20 protein-coding genes are annotated in these 17407 nt (G+C 56.8%); 13 read left to right on the top strand and 7 right to left on the bottom strand.

Annotated elements, in window-relative coordinates:
• Nucleotides 1-50 precede the first annotated feature (50 nt).
• Entirely contained in the window at nt 51-755 is a 705-nt protein-coding gene (locus DBV08_RS00270; protein WP_124566179.1) for a hypothetical protein, read from the top strand.
• Between the two features lie 125 nt (nt 756-880).
• Here DBV08_RS00270 and DBV08_RS00275 read toward each other — a convergent pair whose 3' ends face one another.
• The 3 genes from DBV08_RS00275 to DBV08_RS00285 all read right to left on the bottom strand — a co-directional run bounded on the left by DBV08_RS00275 (nt 881) and on the right by DBV08_RS00285 (nt 2995).
• Nucleotides 881-1774, bottom strand: coding sequence for a hypothetical protein (locus tag DBV08_RS00275; RefSeq protein ID WP_260395207.1), 894 nt, complete (start codon nt 1772-1774; stop codon nt 881-883).
• Between the two features lie 106 nt (nt 1775-1880).
• The gene (locus tag DBV08_RS00280; RefSeq protein ID WP_124566180.1) at nt 1881-2381 is read right to left on the bottom strand and encodes a hypothetical protein; all 501 of its coding nucleotides are present in this window, start codon (nt 2379-2381) and stop codon (nt 1881-1883) included.
• 32 nt (nt 2382-2413) lie between these two features.
• Entirely contained in the window at nt 2414-2995 is a 582-nt protein-coding gene (locus DBV08_RS00285; protein ID WP_124566181.1) for a DUF6461 domain-containing protein, read from the bottom strand.
• A 774-nt stretch (nt 2996-3769) separates the two neighbouring features.
• Between DBV08_RS00285 and DBV08_RS00290 the strand changes: the two genes are divergently transcribed.
• Nucleotides 3770-4102, top strand: a complete 333-nt coding sequence (locus DBV08_RS00290; RefSeq protein ID WP_124566182.1) for a hypothetical protein — start codon at nt 3770-3772, stop codon at nt 4100-4102.
• Between the two features lie 926 nt (nt 4103-5028).
• Here DBV08_RS00290 and DBV08_RS00300 read toward each other — a convergent pair.
• Nucleotides 5029-5508, bottom strand: a complete 480-nt coding sequence (locus DBV08_RS00300; RefSeq protein ID WP_124566183.1) for a MarR family winged helix-turn-helix transcriptional regulator — start codon at nt 5506-5508, stop codon at nt 5029-5031.
• A gap of 115 nt (nt 5509-5623) precedes the next feature.
• Between DBV08_RS00300 and DBV08_RS00305 the strand changes: the two genes are divergently transcribed.
• The gene (locus DBV08_RS00305; protein ID WP_124566184.1) at nt 5624-7078 is read left to right on the top strand and encodes an MFS transporter; all 1455 of its coding nucleotides are present in this window, start codon (nt 5624-5626) and stop codon (nt 7076-7078) included.
• A 93-nt stretch (nt 7079-7171) separates the two neighbouring features.
• Here DBV08_RS00305 and DBV08_RS00310 read toward each other — a convergent pair whose 3' ends face one another.
• Nucleotides 7172-7537: a helix-turn-helix domain-containing protein gene (locus tag DBV08_RS00310; RefSeq protein ID WP_124566185.1), complete on the bottom strand. Its 366-nt coding sequence runs from the start codon at nt 7535-7537 to the stop codon at nt 7172-7174.
• Between the two features lie 160 nt (nt 7538-7697).
• On the opposite strand from DBV08_RS00310, the gene DBV08_RS00315 reads away from it, so the two are divergent.
• The 6 genes from DBV08_RS00315 (at nt 7698) to DBV08_RS00335 (ending at nt 10752) form a co-directional block, all read left to right on the top strand.
• Nucleotides 7698-8009 (top strand): SCP2 sterol-binding domain-containing protein, encoded by a 312-nt coding sequence (locus DBV08_RS00315; protein WP_168798930.1) that lies wholly within the window; start codon nt 7698-7700, stop codon nt 8007-8009.
• Between the two features lie 49 nt (nt 8010-8058).
• Nucleotides 8059-8589, top strand: a complete 531-nt coding sequence (locus DBV08_RS33190) for an acyl-CoA dehydrogenase family protein (protein ID WP_124566187.1) — start codon at nt 8059-8061, stop codon at nt 8587-8589.
• A 302-nt stretch (nt 8590-8891) separates the two neighbouring features.
• Nucleotides 8892-9104: a hypothetical protein gene (locus DBV08_RS00325; protein ID WP_124566188.1), complete on the top strand. Its 213-nt coding sequence runs from the start codon at nt 8892-8894 to the stop codon at nt 9102-9104.
• Between the two features lie 401 nt (nt 9105-9505).
• A complete protein-coding gene (locus DBV08_RS33195; protein WP_397486510.1) occupies nt 9506-9721 on the top strand; it encodes a DUF6355 family natural product biosynthesis protein in 216 nt (71 codons plus the stop codon).
• Between the two features lie 368 nt (nt 9722-10089).
• Nucleotides 10090-10560: a hypothetical protein gene (locus tag DBV08_RS00330; protein WP_124566189.1), complete on the top strand. Its 471-nt coding sequence runs from the start codon at nt 10090-10092 to the stop codon at nt 10558-10560.
• Nucleotides 10561-10569: 9 nt separating this feature from the next.
• Nucleotides 10570-10752 (top strand): DUF4231 domain-containing protein, encoded by a 183-nt coding sequence (locus DBV08_RS00335; protein ID WP_124566190.1) that lies wholly within the window; start codon nt 10570-10572, stop codon nt 10750-10752.
• Nucleotides 10753-11139: 387 nt separating this feature from the next.
• Here DBV08_RS00335 and DBV08_RS00340 read toward each other — a convergent pair whose 3' ends face one another.
• Nucleotides 11140-11322 carry a hypothetical protein gene (locus DBV08_RS00340; protein WP_124566191.1) on the bottom strand — a complete coding sequence of 61 codons (183 nt, stop codon included), beginning with the start codon at nt 11320-11322 and terminating at the stop codon, nt 11140-11142.
• 512 nt (nt 11323-11834) lie between these two features.
• Here DBV08_RS00340 and DBV08_RS00345 point away from each other — a divergent pair.
• On the top strand, nt 11835-12821 hold the full coding sequence (locus tag DBV08_RS00345; protein ID WP_124566192.1) for a bacteriocin fulvocin C-related protein: 987 nt from the start codon (nt 11835-11837) through the stop codon (nt 12819-12821).
• A 672-nt stretch (nt 12822-13493) separates the two neighbouring features.
• On the top strand, nt 13494-13643 hold the full coding sequence (locus DBV08_RS32690) for a helix-turn-helix domain-containing protein (protein ID WP_311712014.1): 150 nt from the start codon (nt 13494-13496) through the stop codon (nt 13641-13643).
• A gap of 96 nt (nt 13644-13739) precedes the next feature.
• Here DBV08_RS32690 and DBV08_RS33200 read toward each other — a convergent pair whose 3' ends face one another.
• Nucleotides 13740-14030, bottom strand: coding sequence for a DUF6355 family natural product biosynthesis protein (locus tag DBV08_RS33200; protein WP_397486513.1), 291 nt, complete (start codon nt 14028-14030; stop codon nt 13740-13742).
• 462 nt (nt 14031-14492) lie between these two features.
• Here DBV08_RS33200 and DBV08_RS00360 point away from each other — a divergent pair, with 462 nt between their 5' ends.
• Both DBV08_RS00360 and DBV08_RS00365 read left to right on the top strand, forming a co-directional pair.
• Complete coding sequence (locus DBV08_RS00360) at nt 14493-15491, top strand: YbhN family protein (RefSeq protein WP_185564376.1); 999 nt, start codon at nt 14493-14495, stop codon at nt 15489-15491.
• A gap of 841 nt (nt 15492-16332) precedes the next feature.
• Nucleotides 16333-17124 carry a DUF6924 domain-containing protein gene (locus DBV08_RS00365; RefSeq protein WP_124566195.1) on the top strand — a complete coding sequence of 264 codons (792 nt, stop codon included), beginning with the start codon at nt 16333-16335 and terminating at the stop codon, nt 17122-17124.
• The last annotated feature ends 283 nt before the right edge of the window (nt 17125-17407 follow it).

Consider the following 17407-nt stretch of genomic DNA (forward strand, 5'->3'; position numbering starts at 1 on the left):
CTGGCAACTGAATCGCGCTCAGAGCGCTCCTGCGGCTTTGGGTGTGCGTTTTGACCATGGTCAAAACGCACACCGAAACCGGCAGAAAGGATCTGAGCGAGTTCGAGTTGATGCTCGTCCAAACGAACGGATATTTGATTTCGCGTGAGCTCCGACATGGCAAGCTCGAGAGCATGAGAAGCCCACTGGGTACGGCCTGGACGATCCTGATGTTGGCCGGAGCGTTGATGGCTTGTTCACCTGGTGAGGAAAAAATCGAGTCGTCCGATAACCGCCACAGCCAGTCGGGGTCTGTTGAAACCCCTGATGGTCAACTGATGATCGCCGGCCCGATCGCGACTTGGCCGGAAGGCCCTACGGGCATGCCGCAACTCCCACACTCGATATTCTCGGCCGACGACACGCGCAGGGGTGCATCCGCAGGTGACGGCGTCGTCATCATCCACACCGGAAAACAGTACGAGCCCCGCGTGGAGGTCACCGTCAATTCGGTGCAATCGCCACCACCAGACGATGAGGGTTGGGAAGAATCATTCGATCTCGAATTCTCGACTGCAGACGGTCAGATGTACGTGTATGACCTGAATTCGTTCTCGTATGCGAGGGGTTTCGAACAGCCCATCACCACCGAAGGTGCCGGTACGTACACCATGCGGGTGTCTACTCGAGGCAGGGTAGCGAATCAAAACGATGGGAATTCGTCGATTCCGGAAAGCTATTTGTTGCAGGTATGGAAGTCGACGGCACCCGAGTAAGCGAGCGTGTCTCACCAGATGCAAATCGTCCGGTTTGTCGACGGTCAAAACGCACACCCAAACCCGAGAAGCGAGCTCAGGCGTGATTCGCTTCCTAGCCTTGGGCCGAGCGATCTCGACACCTGTCAACGCCGAAGGTTGCCTCTCTCATCGCATACAACTTCCGTCCCGAACAGCGAATACGAAGCGGCTGATGCTTCGTAGAGCCGATAGACGAACCCCGCAGCAAACTGGGCGGGTTCGCGAATAATCGGACTACAGCCGGGTGGAAGGAAGCGGCCGAACGTCATCTGATTGAGGCTGGGGATCTCGAACTCCAGTTGGAAGCATCGCTTTTTGAGGATCCGCTGAAAGGTGAACCTGACGAATCCGCCGCGGAGCCATTCGAGGGCGAGGGGCCGAATGTCGCTTCTGATCGCGGACCTGCGAGACAAGGCACCGAGGGTGGCAGCGAATGCCTCGCCGAGACCGGAACTTTCGGGTGGCGCGGTGACACGAAGAGTCCAGTATCTTCCTCGCCGGTCCATATACGGCTGATAGAAATCGCGGTTCAGGGAGTGATACACCGGTGTCAGAGGGCCAAGAATCTTATCCGCACGGTACACAGTGAAGTCCCGAAACATGTTGGAGTACTTGCGCCAATCGAAATCCGGTGGGGCTTCGGTCATAGATCCAGAACCGGAGAAGAACGCGGCAACACGGTATCTCGACCATGTCTTCTCGAGATCCGGTACGTAGATGTAGACAGGCCCCAGGTTCACCGGTGCGGCATGCCGAACAACGTCGATAGCGGTCGAGGGTTGCAGAACAGAATCCGTGACGGCGAAGCTGAGCATTCTGTTCCCGGTGTCAGGAATGAATGTTCCGTCATCGTCGACGCAGCGACGGTTGACGGTGATCCGGACCGGGTTGCCGCCGAATTCCGTCCGATACCCGGGCTGGGGGATTCTGCTTCCTCGCAGAATTGCCTGGATGTCGATGCCGTCGGCGCCGAGGGGCACTGGTTCGGGCTCACGCATGTGCGTACGCTCCTGATGACTCCGTCCAGAGGCGAAGAGTTCAACTTTACAGCTTCCGGATGCGCAGATGCGATCTGCTCGCGGCAGTCGTGGTGAAAGAGCGAGGTTATCTTCCGGACGTGTGTTTGATCTGGCGGGGAGATTCGGCCTCTGCTGTGGGCCACATTTGGATCAGGTAGTCCTCGACAGGATCGCCATCGTGATGCGCATCGAATCGGATATTTTTCCCGCGGGCGTAGATCCGCACGCGATACCGACGTTCCCCTGGTGGTGTTAACCCGAGAATATCGGCTGCTTTCCCGTCTGCGTTCATGTTGTCCCAGAACGAAACGATGTTGACACGGTGGGCGGTGCCCTGAATCAGGTCGCCTTCGACGGAGTCTTCCCATGCGCTGTCGTCGTAGAAGGGGGGCGTTTGGTGTACCTCGACGGCGACGTTCACCGGCCCGCTTTTGACGCCCACGTTTACGCGTAAAAGGTCGCCGGCGAACATCGCGAGCGGAAAATCGGGATCTTGGCCGTGGATCAGTTCCCGCAATGGGCCTGCTTCGATCATGAACTGGTGATAATCGGTGTCGATGACTGACTGGTGTCGTTCGATGATCACTCTCGAGCTCCTTCCGCCTGGTGCGGTGGGGGTTATGTACAGGTTTCGGTGATCATGGGCTCGATCGGCCTCTCGGACAGTGACGTCACCCCTGCAATTCGGGCCTGTAGGCACACGCCGGCAGACATCCATTGTTCCCAGTCAAGTCCCAGTTCCTCGTCGAGATAGCTGTCAAGACTTGTCCGATCGGAGGGGTCCGCAATTCGGCCGAGTTCGAACCGACGCTCGACCACACCTTCGCGTGCGAAAACGAATGCGGACAGCATGTTGACATCCCACTGGACCGTGATGCTGGTGCCGAAAGCGGCGGACAGCCGTTCTGGCAGCGGGGGCAGTATGGCGGCGATCGACAGTTCCTCGAGTATCCACGTCCACTCGCCGACCGAGGCTGCATGGCGTATCGCCAGAGTGTCCTCGCCTGTAAGCGAGTCCAACCATTCTTGGGTACCCATCTCGGTTGGTTTGCGTAGCTTCCGAGGATTGGCCGAATCGAATACGTCCAGCACGGCTTCGACATCGGTGGAATGAACAAGTGTGAAGCAAAGTCCGAGATCGAAGCGATCGTCCTCCTCGACCCAGGCGAACTCATCCTGTAAAAACTGATCACTGTTCATCTGGCAAGCATCTCATCCCGCAATTGACGTTTTAGGCGGGCGCAATGGTGTAGTTGCCGGGTGCATCGTCGACGGTTACGAAATATGTCCGTTTGTCTTCATTCATCGTGTAGACGTTGCAGGAAAACTTGATCCCAGGTTTCGCCGGAACGCGCGATTGAAGGCACGGCGCCCTGTCGACGGGAGCCGGCACTAAGTCTGCGACCGCGTGTGCCTACACCGAACTCTCGACTTCGCGTAAGTCTAGTTCGAGCGTTGCGGCGGGAAGCGGATAGTCGATTGCATAAGGATTCGGAGTGGGAGGCGGTTCATGGGGATCGTCTTGAGCATCTGGACCTACGGCTCCGATCACGATGACCTCGCCGGGCGAGAGGCTCTGCTCACTCGATCTTTGGTTCAAGGCAACGACCCCAACTGCGACAAGAGGTGCGACAACGCAGCCGGCGACAATCGCAAGCCTGACACGGGATGGCATGTTTCTTCCCTTTCGCTGCCAAGGTGTATTGCTTCTCTGAAACTGATGTACGCCGTTACTGGCTGTGACCTATCCAGCGCTCGTACCGGTCTGCTGGATCCAATTCTGCCTGCACACGGACATCGGAAAGCGAGAGGCTGGCGACGGCAGCCCTCACCACGCCTAAAAGACGGACTTCACCGACTGCAGCACGTCCGAGAAACGATCGAACGAGAGAGGACCTACAAGTTGCGTCGCCTAGGGGTGGGTCCGACTGCTTGCCGATCCTGCAGGAGTGATCGTGATGGAAGGATGAGGGGATGCGCCCGAACAGGTACCTCGACGATTATCTGCATGGGCTGGAGTTCCTAGGTGGGGTGTACCCCGATGATGCGGGGGCGATCGCCGAGCACGGCATCGTAGCCGCGCTCGACGATGATGATGATGATGCGTTCGTGTTCTTGCTTCGCTTGGTCGGTCCAGACGCCCCGGCGTTCGCGGATGAACTGTGGCAGTTGATCAGTGGTTTTCTGAACAGTCGCCGCGTCGAGGAGTTGTTCGGAGGCTCTGAGGATGCCGGGATGGCGGATATCAACACAGGGACAAGACCGAGATACCTCCCGCCTCCTACTCGACCGAGGATCCCAAGGTGAGAGTGCCTAACGGCTACCACCGTGCCAAAAAACATCAGGGAAGAACATGCCAAACAATCCCGAGAGTCACAGGTTTGGCCGACCTTTCGTTATCGAATTGTCGAGCGTCTCGAAACCCGTCCGAAAACCAACTGTCTCTAAATATTTCGTGTCGTCGAGTTCTGCGACACTGTGCCCTTGTGAGCACACTTTTGGGTACACCCAGTGTCTCGACCGCCCATCAGGACCCGACTCTGCAGCCGGACGCTCAGACGGCCCGCGAGTTGTTACAAGATCTGGACAGACGTCGCAACCGGCTCCAAAGACGATTGCCCACAGCTGGCCGCAGTCATCGAACACCTTCGACCCGACGACACCCCCGCCGTGTGGTGTTTGGACCGCCTCGGACGAGGCCTTCCCCCACTTGCTGCGGTCATATTTCATTGCCGTGCAGCGACTTCCGTCGACAAAATGACAAAATACCGTTCTTGGTAAATATTTCGGCTGGCATTCTGCTGAGCTGCAACAGATCCAGCCCTTCTCGGATGACTCGATATGAATTGTCAGTCATGTCGATCCTTTGACAGCGACGCAACCAAGACCCCGGCCCTGCACGTCGAGCCGGGGCAGTTAGGACGTCATCTGCGTTGAGCACACAACTCAGATGACCCTCTTTCGGTGCGCGGTCGGGCATCCGTGCGGCCGCGCACCTTCAACGATAAACCGCATGAACGGTATGCATTGGGATGGAGCGGCTTTTCGTTACCAACCAGTAACTCTCCGCGCCTTGAGCAGTGGCCAGCAGAGTTCGCCGCGTGATGTCTTCGTTCAGTAGCGGATGCGCCGCTTCGTTCTTCATGCGCTGCACCGGCTGTGCGCGGGTCGAGGGCTCAGCCCTGGCGAACCGGACCGTCGCACAAAGTTGGAAGCCCGTCCCAAATCAACTGCTAACTCCCGATTACGCTTTCGCTGCCGTGATGGGCAGATTCCCGGCGCCGAGCGGAAAATAGCAGTCCGAGTTCGTCGTTACCGCTCGCAATCTGGTCAAAACACTGCATCACTGTCACCGATGACGCGTTGAGCACCCGACGGCCCTTGCGGGTCAAGTTGATTTGGTAGGCGCGTCCGTCGCCGTGAAGCTTCGACCGCACGACCATCCCTCGCGTCTGCATTTCCGATACGAGGCGTGAAATTCGCGGTTGTGAGCGCATGACCCCCTTGCTGATGTCCGCGAGCGGCGTCCAGCCTCGACGATCAGCCAGGTACGTCAGGATCTCGTATGCCGAGAGGCAAATGGCATGGCGCTCACTCAATGTGGTTTCCAGTTGATGTGTAGCTGCCTCGACAGGCTGCGATATCGACAACCAAGCAGTCAACGCCGCGGTAACGCCCTCCGCGGGCGCCTCGGAATCGATGGTCTCGCTCACGGGTCAACGTCCTTTCGGATCCAAACTATTTGCAATATATGCCCTGCGATGTACTCTAGCACCGTCATTTATATGCGCGCGAATATAACTTCAAGCCTTCCGGAGGATCGCTCCCATGACCGAAATTACGAACCCCGAGGCAGCTGAGGCTGCGACTTCTCCGCCACGAGCCCCCGTGGGGTGGGCGGCGCTCGCCATTGCGGGAATCGCTCAGATGCTGGTCATGCTGGACTCGACGGTTGTCAACGTCGCGCTTCCCTCGATCGGGGCGGATTTGCATGCGTCCTCGATCGCACTGCAGTGGACGGTGAGCGGTTACGTCCTCACGTACGGTGCGCTGCTTCTGTTCGGTGGCCGTCTTGCCGACTCGATTGGCCGGCGCACGGCATTTCTTGCAGGCCTTGTCCTCTTTGCCGCTGCGTCGCTGGCGTGCGGGCTCGCACAGAACGGTTCGTTTCTCGTGACGGGCCGTGTAGTCCAGGGAATCGGAGCTGCACTTCTGTCGGCCGCTGCGCTTTCGATCATCATCTCGACGTACGGCCCGATCGAATCTCAGCTGAAGATCGCCTTGACGGCGTGGAGTGCTCTCGGCGTGGTGGGAGCTACCGTCGGCGTCATCCTGGGCGGCGCCATTGTCCAAGCGCTGTCGTGGCGGTGGGCGTTCCTGATCAATTTGCCGATCGTCGTGGTTGTGGCTGTTGCAGCGGTAATGCGGCTGGCACCGATGCGGGCGGCCGGCGGTCCGACGTCACTGAAGATACCCAGCGCGATCGTCGCGACCACGGGTATCGGCGCGCTCTGCTACGGGCTCAGTCGATTTGAGGACGGAATTTCCAGTGCCGCGCCGTGGATCATCATCGCCGTGGGAGCGGCGTTGATGATCGGATTGTTCCTCGTCGAAGACCGCTCGGATGACCCGTTGCTCCCCGTGTCTCTTCTTCGCACACCTGTTTACGCTCTGTCGGGTGTTGGACTCGTCCTTGCGGCGACATTGATGCTCGGCGCTCTTTACGTCACCAGCAACTACTTCCAGTCAGCACATGGAATGAGCCCTCTGGCCACCGGTTTCGCCTTGTTGCCGCTGTGCCTCGCCTCGCTCGTCGCGGCCTTCGCAACGCCGGCAATCGCCACCAAGATCGGTATGGCAAAACTGTACTTTGCCGGCACCGTGCTACAGATCGCCTCACTGGCAACCATAATTGCCGTCACGGCGAGCGGCACCGGCAACGCCACGATCGTGATAGTTGCACTGACCGTGTTCGGGGCCGGACTTCCGACCATGTTCGTTCCCCTGTACACCTTCGGTTCCGCTCCGATCCCTCCCGAACAGGCCGGTGTCGGATCAGGCCTGCTCAACACGTTCAATGAAGCAGGCGCGGGCGTCGGGTTGGCAGTCGTTGCGCCCATCACCGCGGCAATCATCGCCTCACAGCTCCAGGACGGCGCGGCCAGCGCCATTGCCGCAACCGCAGGTGCCCACGCGGGCTTTCTCGCCCTCGGCGGTGTCGCCGTACTGGCGGCGGGCATCGCGCTCGTCCTCGGACGCCTCGCGAACCGATCACAGACGTAGAGACACCCCGCCTGGTCTTCTACCTGTAGATTCCGCCACCGCAGATGGCCCGACGCGCATGCGTCGGGCCATTTCTTTTGCCTTCGACTCCGTTTAGGTGTCGAGGCGGCTCGGATCGAACTCGTGGTCCACCGACCACTTCCTCACCGGGTCCAACGATCCGATCAGGGTGTGTCCGAGACCGGTCATTTTATAGAGAACTCCAGGTGGTCGACTGTCGATGACTTGCCGATCGACCAGCCCGGCTTCTTCTAGCGAGCGCAGCGTCACGGTCATCGTTTTCACATTCCCGCAACCTATCTCTCGCTGGAGTTGCGCAAATCTGAGTGGTCGTGGGCGCAAGGTGAGCAGCACGGCGACTGCCCACTTCTTGGACATCAAACTCAAGAGCTCATGGAGCCCTCGCCACTCAGATCCGCCGCTCCATTCGTCCAGGTCTTGACTTCGCTGTTCGGACATTGGCAGGCCCCCCCAGGGCTAATAGACGTGGACGACGACACAAGGTGTCGCCGAGAACAGTACGTACCAATGCAGGGTATGTACGGCGTTGCATGGACCACCTTTGCAAGGAGAACATTACCGGGCATGTACTTTGCATCACTGATCAAGGAGACTGCACGTGACCAATTCCACCCTCGCTGTTGCCACAGCACGGCTTGGCGCCCTCACTGGTGAAACCCCCCAAGCTGAGGGGTTTCGAGCATTGGGTATCGCGGTGCGCCTGGTGATCGACGATTCTGCCCATGTCGTGTCCCTCCCACCTGAGCGTTCCGAGGCTCCGGATGTGACTGTGGCACTGAGCAGCTCAGACATCGTCGCCCTCGCCGACGGCGATCTCGGCGTAGTGCAGGCCCTGACGCAAGGACGGCTCGGTGCGCAGGGGCCAATCTTTGCTGCCATCGGATTCGCTCATGTGCTGACCACGCTCTGATCCCAGTGCCCGCCGTAACCCGCCGAACCGCGAGATTGAAAGCATCGAAATGACCACTGCACGTCAGCTCCATTCCCCGCTTGCCGACCTCGATTCCCTGACATCCCAGCACCGCAAGGCCATAGGTCAACTGCGCGAATTTGCCCGCGATGTCATCGCACCTACTGCAGCGCGCCGAGACGGCGCCCCGCTCGGCACAGTCGAATGGGACCTGGTCGAAGAAGCCCAAGCTCTGGGTGGCCTTCGTATGGGACTACCGGAAGCGCTCGGCGGCTTGGGGTTTACCGCCGAAGGCCTTGGCTACACCCTCGAAGAATTCGCCGCCGCAGACCCGGGTTTCGCACTGATACTCGGAGCAACAGGGCTTTTCCAGACCCCGGTCATGCTGGTTTGGGCAAAATCGCGTGCACATAGAGTCAAAGCAGCGCGAGGGTACTTGGCGAGTGCTGAGCCCTCCTCCATTGAGAGGATCATTGATGGCTCATTGGGGACGACGCATCGCCGTTGCATTAGCAGTCTGTGTGGCCTTAGCGTTGGTAGTTGGCTTTTTGTATATCGCGCTGGGTACCCGCTCGATTGATTCCTCCTCGACGGACCCGACGACTTCCGAGCAGCCGAACCACGACTCTCCACAGGCGAACGAGGACTTCGAGAGGGATTCAAAAATGGGGCGAAGCCCGAGAGAGACCCCGGTGCCGGGCGAGTCTACGATCGGCACTTCGGGTGGATACACAGCCGGTTCCTAACCAAATGGAATTTGGTTGACCGAATTCGGTCGTTTGCGGTCCACCACGTCTGCAACCACCGACCCCCAATGATGAGCAATTCTTGTTAGGGGTTTCTACGCTGCCACTTGCGCACGACATGTGGGACTGTGCAGTCATGCGAAACATCCCTCGCGCTCACGCCGAGTGGGTACACACCGCAGCGTTCGTGATCGGCATCGGCTGCGTGGTGTTCGGCCTGTATTGGGGCGTGACTCACGCAGGAGAACCCGAGATTTTTTCGCCGGCACTGCTCGGGTACGTAGGTATCGCGCTGATCCTTTACAACGGTTGGCGACTAGTGGCGAACCGTCGCCAACCCCACTCCTGAAATATTCGACGCGATCTGACCACCTCCGAATACGCTTACGCCCGTCAACACGCGCTAATAAGTCCGAGCAATTTCACACAGTTAGGCGAATTGCCTTCTGCCATAAAATGCGATTTCACGACTGCTAGTTCTTTAAAAAACGTCATCTACTCCGTGTTGTCTCAATGTAATGCACATCTGCCTGGGCCTGTATCAAAATGGGTCAGATCGCGTGTAGATAAAGCCTCTTTTGACCAAGTTTGGATACGTTCACATGTGCAAACCTCCGAACGAAAGAGAAGGTCGCCATGCGGTCAAGCATAAAAAGTTTTTCAGTCATCGCACTGTCTTCGGCATCAATCTTGCTCGGGGTCGGAGGTGCCGCTAATGCTACTGAAACGACTACGAGTCCGTCCGCCCCCATGGCCGCTGCAGCGAGTGATCCTTGTGGATACTTCGAAAGAGATGGTTCAGCATACTGGAGGAACTGCGCTAATCATGGGGATCGGATAACTGTACACACCAACTACTATCCTGACCCGAGCCGATGCGTTGGCGCCGGATACACCGATTTCATCGGACTCACCGGCTGGTGGCCGGCTACTGTCTACGGGGCATCGCTAACCGGTAGCTGCTAAGTCCGGTCGTTTTTAAGCTCTGATGAGCTGTAATTTCCACAACGTCAGCGCCGCCGACCGCCAGTTCTCTCCGACGTTTCAGCTACGCCGGGAAATGGACTGCTCCAGTGTCTCAAGTCGGTCAGGTGCCATATCGTGCAAGTGAGAGGATCGAAATGAAATTTCGTGCCGTAGCGCTATTGCTGGCAATCGGACTCGCAACAATCGCTGGAACACAGTCTGCCTTCGCCCAACCTGCTGACAGCTCCACTATGAGCCCCAGTCTGACTGGCGCGCTGCAGGAAGCCACAACCGACAAACCCATCGACGACGAAGCACTTCGATCTACGTTGACGTCACGATCGCAATCCGAGTTCGCAGCGTACGCGGTGCTGGGAGAGAGCGAATCATACGACCTGGCACACTCAAGAATCGTCGAGCGCCGCGACGGCAGCTATCTGGTGTCGGTACCGATTACAGGCGCGGAATATGGCAGCTCCATGTCCGTTCTCCTCGATTCCAAACTGAACCCAGTCTCTACCATCCAGATCAGTTTGCGCGAAATCGACGAAAGCTCGGGAACAGTTGAGATGTTCGTCGACGGCGACCAGACATTCTCGCAGGTGGTCACAGCACCGGAAGAATCGAATGGACCACAAGCACGGGGAATGAACTGGGGAGATCTCAATCGGTGCCTCTCTGCCGCAGGCATTTCAAGTTGGGCAATCGCCGGGCTGAGCGTTCTCTGTGGTGCGGCATGCGCAGCGACGGCCGGAGCTGCTTGCCTTGGGTGCATCGCTGTCGCTGGAGGAATCGCCGGCGGTACGGTCGGAGGCTGCGTCGCATCGGCCTGGCACTAGAGTCCGATCATGACCAAGAAATCCTTTCGAATCATTAATGGACTCTGTATGGCAGCGGTCGTGGTTGGCGTGATGTTGCCGATAATGGTCAAAGGCGGCAGCAGCGGGATCATTGGATGGTCGATTGCGTTGATCGCGTTGGTGATCTGGCTTTCTTCGGCGTTTCTCTCTCGCCGCAACCTGCGACCCTAGGTCGATCAGACGTAGTCAACTTCGACACGTTTGATTATACGAATGGCCCCATCGTTCATCGTTCAGATGAGTGGTGGGGCCGTTCGTATGCGGTGTCAGGGCGTACGGCGGTAGATAAGCATGGCGTAGGAAGAAAGAATTGTCTCGCTGACGAAGAGTCGACGCCGGGACGGGATGAATCGAATGCTGAACTCCAGGGATTGCTGTAGGTGAGGACTTCGCCTTTCGCTGCGATCTGGTCAGAGTGGCGCCCTGGTGCTCGTCGCGGCACCGAGGATAGTTCCAGGGAGGGACGCTCTCGACAGCAATGCTCCGCGGGTGCGGATGGGAGTGACGCAACAGACGTTTGGGAAAGTGCTGCGGACGGAACCGGTTCTCGATTTTGTCTCACGAGCTAATCGTCCGGATTACGAGACCAGCACCGACAGCGATCAGTACCGCGAACGCCATGGCAGCAATGACCAAAATGGGTGTGGCGAACAAGTCGACGAATGCAACCGTCGACCACACACCGAGGAGGCCCGCCAGGAAGATCAATATGCCCGCGACCAGGGTGGCTACGCGTTTCATAAACAGGATCTTACCTCGCAGGTGGCCCCACTTTTCCCAGGACTATTGAACCAGCATCACGCTGTCATGGACCTGGATAAGAAGGCGTCGACCTAAATTCGGGGGCGCGAAGCACCAACGAGAAGACCTTCATGTCCGATTCAACACGAACCGCCCTAGTTTGTGAGACCCATCAAAAGTATGAGCTCGACTGGTTCTCGACTTGCTGACCTGCAGTTAAACAAACCAACCGGTTTTGTTATTGAATCGAGACCGTTACCTCATTGGGAAAACGCGGGAAGTTCTTTACTGTTGCAACTGAACGACTTACTACGACTTTTCCAGGGATCCTGACCTTCGGCGTAACCAGTACCGCGTTTCTTCAAATACAGTGCACTCCCCCCTCATTGATTTTTGGTGCAGATTTCAGCAGATGCGACGACAATTTTCAATTCCACATTTCCGCACTACGGAAGTTGTACGGATTCATATCTTCGATAATTTTCACCGTCAATTTCCAAGGAGATTTCTGCATGAGTAATTCTGCTGCACGTTGGGTGCTTGCGTTCGATTCTTCTTGCAGCGTGTGTCGGGGCACGTCCAGCAAAGTGGCACACGCATGCGACCACAAAATCGACGTACTGCCGCTCAGTGATCCAAAGGTCGTGAAGTGGCGCGAAGAAGTTTTCGGGGCTAACCCGCCTTGGGCGCCCACGCTCCTGTTGGTAGATGACGACAAGGTTCAGGCCTGGACCGGGCGAATCATGTCGCTTCATATGGTCAGGGCTGTTGGAGTGCCGTCAACAATGCGTATGCTCCGGGTCTTGAGTCAGCTGAGTAGGGCCGATGACCAGGCCCCGGCGGTAGAGGCATCTCATGGTCAGATCAGCCGTAAGCATTTTCTCGGACAGTTCGCCGCAGGTAGTGCTGTTGTCGGCGGTCTGTTGTTGTTCGGACGATTGCCCGCCATTGCTGCACCTGCTCCGGCACCTGAGGAACTTTGGGTCAAGGAAAACCTCACGCGTTTACCTCAAAACTACTCACAACTCGTAGATTTCGATGTTGCGCACCGTAAAGCCATCTACGGTGCGCTTCCCTCCCATGTGCGGAGCGAGCTGTGGTTAGAGCAGTTTGAGCGTTATGAGCGGGAGCATCCCGGTTTGACTCCCGAGCAACGCAAGGTGCTTGAATTTGCCCGCGAAATAGCAAGTCAGAAATCGACATTCGCGGATCTCGAGTCTCTCGACGACGACCTACCGGTCAGCCTGGCTCGCGATTTGGAGCACCTACGAGTGAGTGCGATAGCTGCGTTCGGGAAGGCCGATGGGCGGGCGTTGTTTGCATCGCTCGGCCCCACTGACGAATCTGCCGCCCGCGCGGCAGCCTGTGGGTGTTCTTGCAAGAGCGATTGGTGCGATAGTCGATGTGTCTGCTGTGCGAACTGTAGCCAATGCCACTGCAACTGCTCGAACCTGTGCGGAACCATGTTCCTGTCAAGATGCGAAGGAACATGCGGCTAGAGCCGAATTCGAAGAGAATCTCGCCTACTCACTATCCGTGCAACTGCACACTGTCGTTCGAAGGCGCGTTTGAGGGATAAGTGCCGGCAGGTGCATTGGTGCGGCTAGTGGTGAGTGGGCCTGCAGCATTGGAGCGTTACGGCTCACAAGAACTCCAAAGACGGTCCGCACCAATATGATTGGTGCGGACCTCATTGCTAAATCTCACTCGACACGAGCTGCCATTCCAACAGCCTCACTACTATCGCGTCGTCGCGTCCGGCCGCCGACCTGCCTCCAACAGTTTCAGATCTTCACCATAGGACCATCATGCATTTCGATTTGAACTACGTACTTCTTTCTGAATTCGTTAGGATGCAATATCGATGTCACCCCCAAGGTGACCTCTCGGCCGTGTTCGCAATAAGCGATTCAATAATTATCGCAAGCCCCGATAATGATGCTCTTTCTTTGGAGGAAGTACGGGAGTGCGAAGAATACGCCTCCAATCTCGAGGACTCAATAAACTCAAGTTGGACGATAAGGATGCGATCAGGACGCGTTTTTCAGATATATTCGTATTCCATCGATATCGACAATCATCGCGCAGGAAAGGTGCTAGCGATTAAAATACTGATCGATAAAGAACCCACCTCCACCGGATCAGACGCAATCCACGTGAAACCAAACTGCATGAATCGCTTAGAGGTAACCGAACGAATAGAAATACAACGCACCTTGCGCCAGACGGGCGGTAATCGCGTCAAAGCTGCAAGAATACTAGGAATATCTCGTTCCTCACTATATAGAAAGATGAACTCCTATGGTCTGAAGACAGAATGAACAAATTCAATATTTTATGAAATAGCATCAATCTCTTGGAGCGTACGACCAATATTTGGCCTCGCCAAGTGCTCGAAGCCAAATATTGCGTCGTTTTTAACAGCCTCCGGTGTACCACGCGTAAACAGGCCAACTTGTACCTACCCAACGCGGCATCAGGATGGTCTCCCCCGGTCCGACGCACCGGGACTCATTGCCCCCGATGTTGTAGTCGATCTCAATTCGAATATGGTTATTGGCGCAATGGTTGTAAATTCCCGTGTTTCCCCCCTGAGAATATCCACAGGGTGCTGCATTAGCTGGCGCCGCCATAGCGATACCGCCAATCACAACCGCAGCTGACGCCATTCCTGTAATTGCCATTCGACCGATCATTGATTGCGACATTCTTCCCTCTTCTTTTCCGACATCGATTGGAGATCGAGTGGAACACTATGTCGCCCATTCGTATAGAGAATCGTTTCATGGAAAAGGTGTCCTAGATATGCACAGTAGTCCGCTCAATGACTCATTGTGAGACAGTTAAGACGATCGAGGTAAACCCAGATAAGCCCAGTTGAATCACCATGCCGACTATCGATCTGAAAGTGATAAGAAAGAATTGAATGTTTCACTGAAAATAACCGTATTTCAATAAATTCCCATTGCTCCTTATCTGGATGTGTCCCAAATTGGGACACATCCAAAACGGCTTGTCGCACAGGGTTCCGAATTCGCGCAGGTAAGGTATCGACCGAGAAACTAAATTCGACCGAGTAGACCCTCAACTGGGGTTATGCCGTGCTAGCTCCACGGCCGATGGAGACTGGCGGGGGATTGATGTCGACGAGGGTAATGAAGTATGTGAAAGTGGCGACCGCAATTTTCGTGGTCACCATCCTCGGAGTGGAAGCATATTTTATACTCCCGGAACTGCAAGAGTACTGGCAGAATCGAAATAACCTACAGGTAGTATGGATTTTAGCGGCAATAGTATTTGCAGGAATATCAATGGATAGCTTTGCGCAGGTTCAACGAGTTCTTCTGCGCTCGGCTGGCGTAACTGTTCCACAAAGGGAGTCTGTTGCTGCTATTTATGCAGCAAATTCTATTAGTATGACCGTCCCGGGGGGGCCGGTCATCTCCACTGCTTTTCTCTACAAGAGACAGAGGGACTGGGGGGCATCTCCAGGAATTGCATCGTGGCAACTTCTAATCGGTGGAGCGTTGCAGGGAATTGGTCTCGCCGTGCTCACAATCTTGGGAGCAGCCACTTTGGGAACTTCCGGAAATAGATTCTCACTAGCGATCTCATTGGCCGGAATGGTTACCCTAGTAATTATCGGAATATTTTTTTCAAAAAGTAGCGCCGCTGTGGAATCATTGATTTCCGTCCTTCTGCGGAAAATAAATACCGCTTTTAATAGACCCGCCGAATCCGGACTTGAAAGGATTGAAAGAGTATTTGATCAACTAAAGTCAGTCAATGTGCGGAAGAAAAATTTAGCGTCCGCATTCGGCTGGTCGATCTTTAATTGGATGGCTGATATCGGATGTCTACTTTGCGCATGTTATGCGACTGGTTCTAAAATTTCGATCGCCGCCGTCGCTATAGCGTACTCGGCGAGTAAGGTGGCCGGCACGGCAACTCCTTGGATTCCTGGCGGGATCGGGGTGGTTGATGTTGTTCTAATCGCAATGCTTACTGCCAATGGAATGCCAACGGCGGAGGCGGGTCTAGCGGTGCTAGTTTATCGAATAGTAAGTTTGGTTTTGGTCGTTGTGGCCGGGTGGATTATATTTCTGGCAAAATACAGGAGCTCCGGCGGGGTTAAAGGCAGACGGTCGTATCCTGATACTTCCCGCTGATCGATCCCTAGCGTGTATTGCCGATAGATGCCGACGCCCCTGAGTGTTGTTCGGTCTGCTCGCTCATCGGTTCGTCTCCGTGTGATTGCTCGGCCACACGGTGGTGTGCGGGGCCGGGTGCTGGCGGGGATGGGTGCGAGGTGGTGGAGTCCGGGGAGGCTGTAGGCGGTCAGGGCGAGTCGGGTGCGCCAGGTTTTGTGGCTGAACGCCCAGATCCAGTGTCCGGTCATCCAGATTGCGAGGCCGGAGGCGAGGATTGCGTAGGCGGCGGGTGTGCTGCCGGTGAAGCCGATGCGGAGCAGTCCCTCGAAGATTGCGATTGCGCCTGCGATGCGGGCGATGATCGATCCGAATCCCCAGATCAAGAGTGCTGCTACGGCGATGATCGCGGCGATAGCCATGCGGTTGTCCTCCGTTCTCATGGGTGATTCGTGTTGTCGGCGAGGTGCCGTTCGGATCCGCCAGGGGGTGCAGTGTCGACGGGTCAGAACAGGGTGCTTTGTGTGTGGGCTGCGGCGATGTCGGTGCGTTTCTCGTAGGCGGCGGCGAGTGTTTGCGCGGTGGTGGGGCTGCATCCCATTTCGGTGCCGATGTCTGCCGTGGCGGTCTACGTCACCGAGTGCGCGATTGCACTCTTTGAGGCGCAGGCGTCGAAGTCTAAAGGGACCCGAACGCGGCATTACCCACCCCGGCTGCAATCCACGATTGAACAGTGGTCGACTCCCCATTTAACCTGAGCGCCGAATCCCAGCAGGGTTGTTGCAGACACCAGTATTCAAATCCAGCCTGAAGAACCCAGCGATGGGTGCCGGCAGCACTGTTCACGCGATTGGAGATGACAGTGACCTTTCCCGACGTCGAGGTGCCCCTGTTTCGGCTCGATTACAGTGATGACCAAGCATGGGACAAGGCCGTGCAAGCCGCTCTCGATCTGGATTCCGATCGCACAGACCCGTTGACCATTGTCGAGGATCCTGAATTCGACGGGATGGACATCGACGAGTTGCTGGCTCGACTCAATGAGGATGATCCGGGGTATCGGTTCTTGGTGGTGGCCGATGCGCCAACACTCGTGGGTGCGGATCATCCGTTCGTCGTCATCGCTGCCACGAACCCTCCTGGGAGATTGCCGGTCTCGGCTAGCGCGTTGTCGGATGTCGTGGCAAATCTGTGGATCAGCAATCTCGACTTCGAGGACTACATTGCGGCTGCTGACTCGGACGGGGTGTACCGGGCAACCCAGCCGCAGCTCACCGAGCCTCAGGAGCAGATGACGGAGGTCGACGAAATCGTCGAGGCGATGGGCGACGGCCCGTGGCCAGGGTCGCTCGAGGAGTTCCGAGTCGGCCTTCTGGATTACCGTGCACGGGCCGGATTTCGTGTGTTCACTTCCCTCATCGATGCCCGTCGTCTGTACGAGAACAGCTCCGAGCGTCCCATTTCGGACTACTCGAAGTATTGGGATGTTCACGGACACGATGAGTACCTCGACGCGCTTCGCGAGGCCGGTCAGGTGCTGGTATTCAGGTTCGATCTGATGAGCGGGCACCGCGATAATCACTGGAGTGCAGTTCTCGACCCGTCCACTCTCCGTGTGCTCGGTGCCGAGCGGTGGATCAGGCATTCAAGCTAGGTGGCATGACCGGCTGAAATACCCCGGTCCTATTGCACGACACCACAGCCCCATGCCCAAGAACTGATCTCTACCCGCCCTGTGAACGAATTCGCACTCAGTTCGTTCCTGCCGGCTTGGGTGTGCGTTTTGACCGTCGACAAGACGCACAGTTTAAGCCTCGACGGGAAGAGCGGCGTTCCGACGCGGTGTCCACGGACCGCTGCGCTACGCCGACAGTTGCCTTAAGGCTCGTCGCACCACCATTTCGGGGCAGCGGGGCCTGGGCTCACTCACCCTCTAT

This window comes from Rhodococcus sp. KBW08, assembly GCF_003852455.1.
GTDB classification, from domain to species: Bacteria; Actinomycetota; Actinomycetes; order Mycobacteriales; family Mycobacteriaceae; genus Rhodococcus_F; species Rhodococcus_F baikonurensis.

Excerpts from the sequence above, each read along its gene's own strand:
- DBV08_RS00275 (WP_260395207.1), bottom strand. The coding sequence starts at position 1,774 with ATGCGTGAGCCCGAACCAGTGCCCCTCGGCGCCGACGGCATCGACATC.
- DBV08_RS00285 (WP_124566181.1), bottom strand. The coding sequence starts at position 2,995 with ATGAACAGTGATCAGTTTTTACAGGATGAGTTCGCCTGGGTCGAGGAG.
- DBV08_RS00290 (WP_124566182.1), top strand. The coding sequence starts at position 3,770 with ATGCGCCCGAACAGGTACCTCGACGATTATCTGCATGGGCTGGAGTTC.
- DBV08_RS00305 (WP_124566184.1), top strand. The coding sequence starts at position 5,624 with ATGACCGAAATTACGAACCCCGAGGCAGCTGAGGCTGCGACTTCTCCG.
- DBV08_RS00310 (WP_124566185.1), bottom strand. The coding sequence starts at position 7,537 with ATGTCCGAACAGCGAAGTCAAGACCTGGACGAATGGAGCGGCGGATCT.
- DBV08_RS33190 (WP_124566187.1), top strand. The coding sequence starts at position 8,059 with ATGACCACTGCACGTCAGCTCCATTCCCCGCTTGCCGACCTCGATTCC.
- DBV08_RS00325 (WP_124566188.1), top strand. The coding sequence starts at position 8,892 with ATGCGAAACATCCCTCGCGCTCACGCCGAGTGGGTACACACCGCAGCG.
- DBV08_RS33195 (WP_397486510.1), top strand. The coding sequence starts at position 9,506 with ATGGCCGCTGCAGCGAGTGATCCTTGTGGATACTTCGAAAGAGATGGT.
- DBV08_RS00335 (WP_124566190.1), top strand. The coding sequence starts at position 10,570 with ATGACCAAGAAATCCTTTCGAATCATTAATGGACTCTGTATGGCAGCG.
- DBV08_RS00340 (WP_124566191.1), bottom strand. The coding sequence starts at position 11,322 with ATGAAACGCGTAGCCACCCTGGTCGCGGGCATATTGATCTTCCTGGCG.
- DBV08_RS00345 (WP_124566192.1), top strand. The coding sequence starts at position 11,835 with ATGAGTAATTCTGCTGCACGTTGGGTGCTTGCGTTCGATTCTTCTTGC.
- DBV08_RS32690 (WP_311712014.1), top strand. The coding sequence starts at position 13,494 with ATGAATCGCTTAGAGGTAACCGAACGAATAGAAATACAACGCACCTTG.
- DBV08_RS33200 (WP_397486513.1), bottom strand. The coding sequence starts at position 14,030 with ATGTCGCAATCAATGATCGGTCGAATGGCAATTACAGGAATGGCGTCA.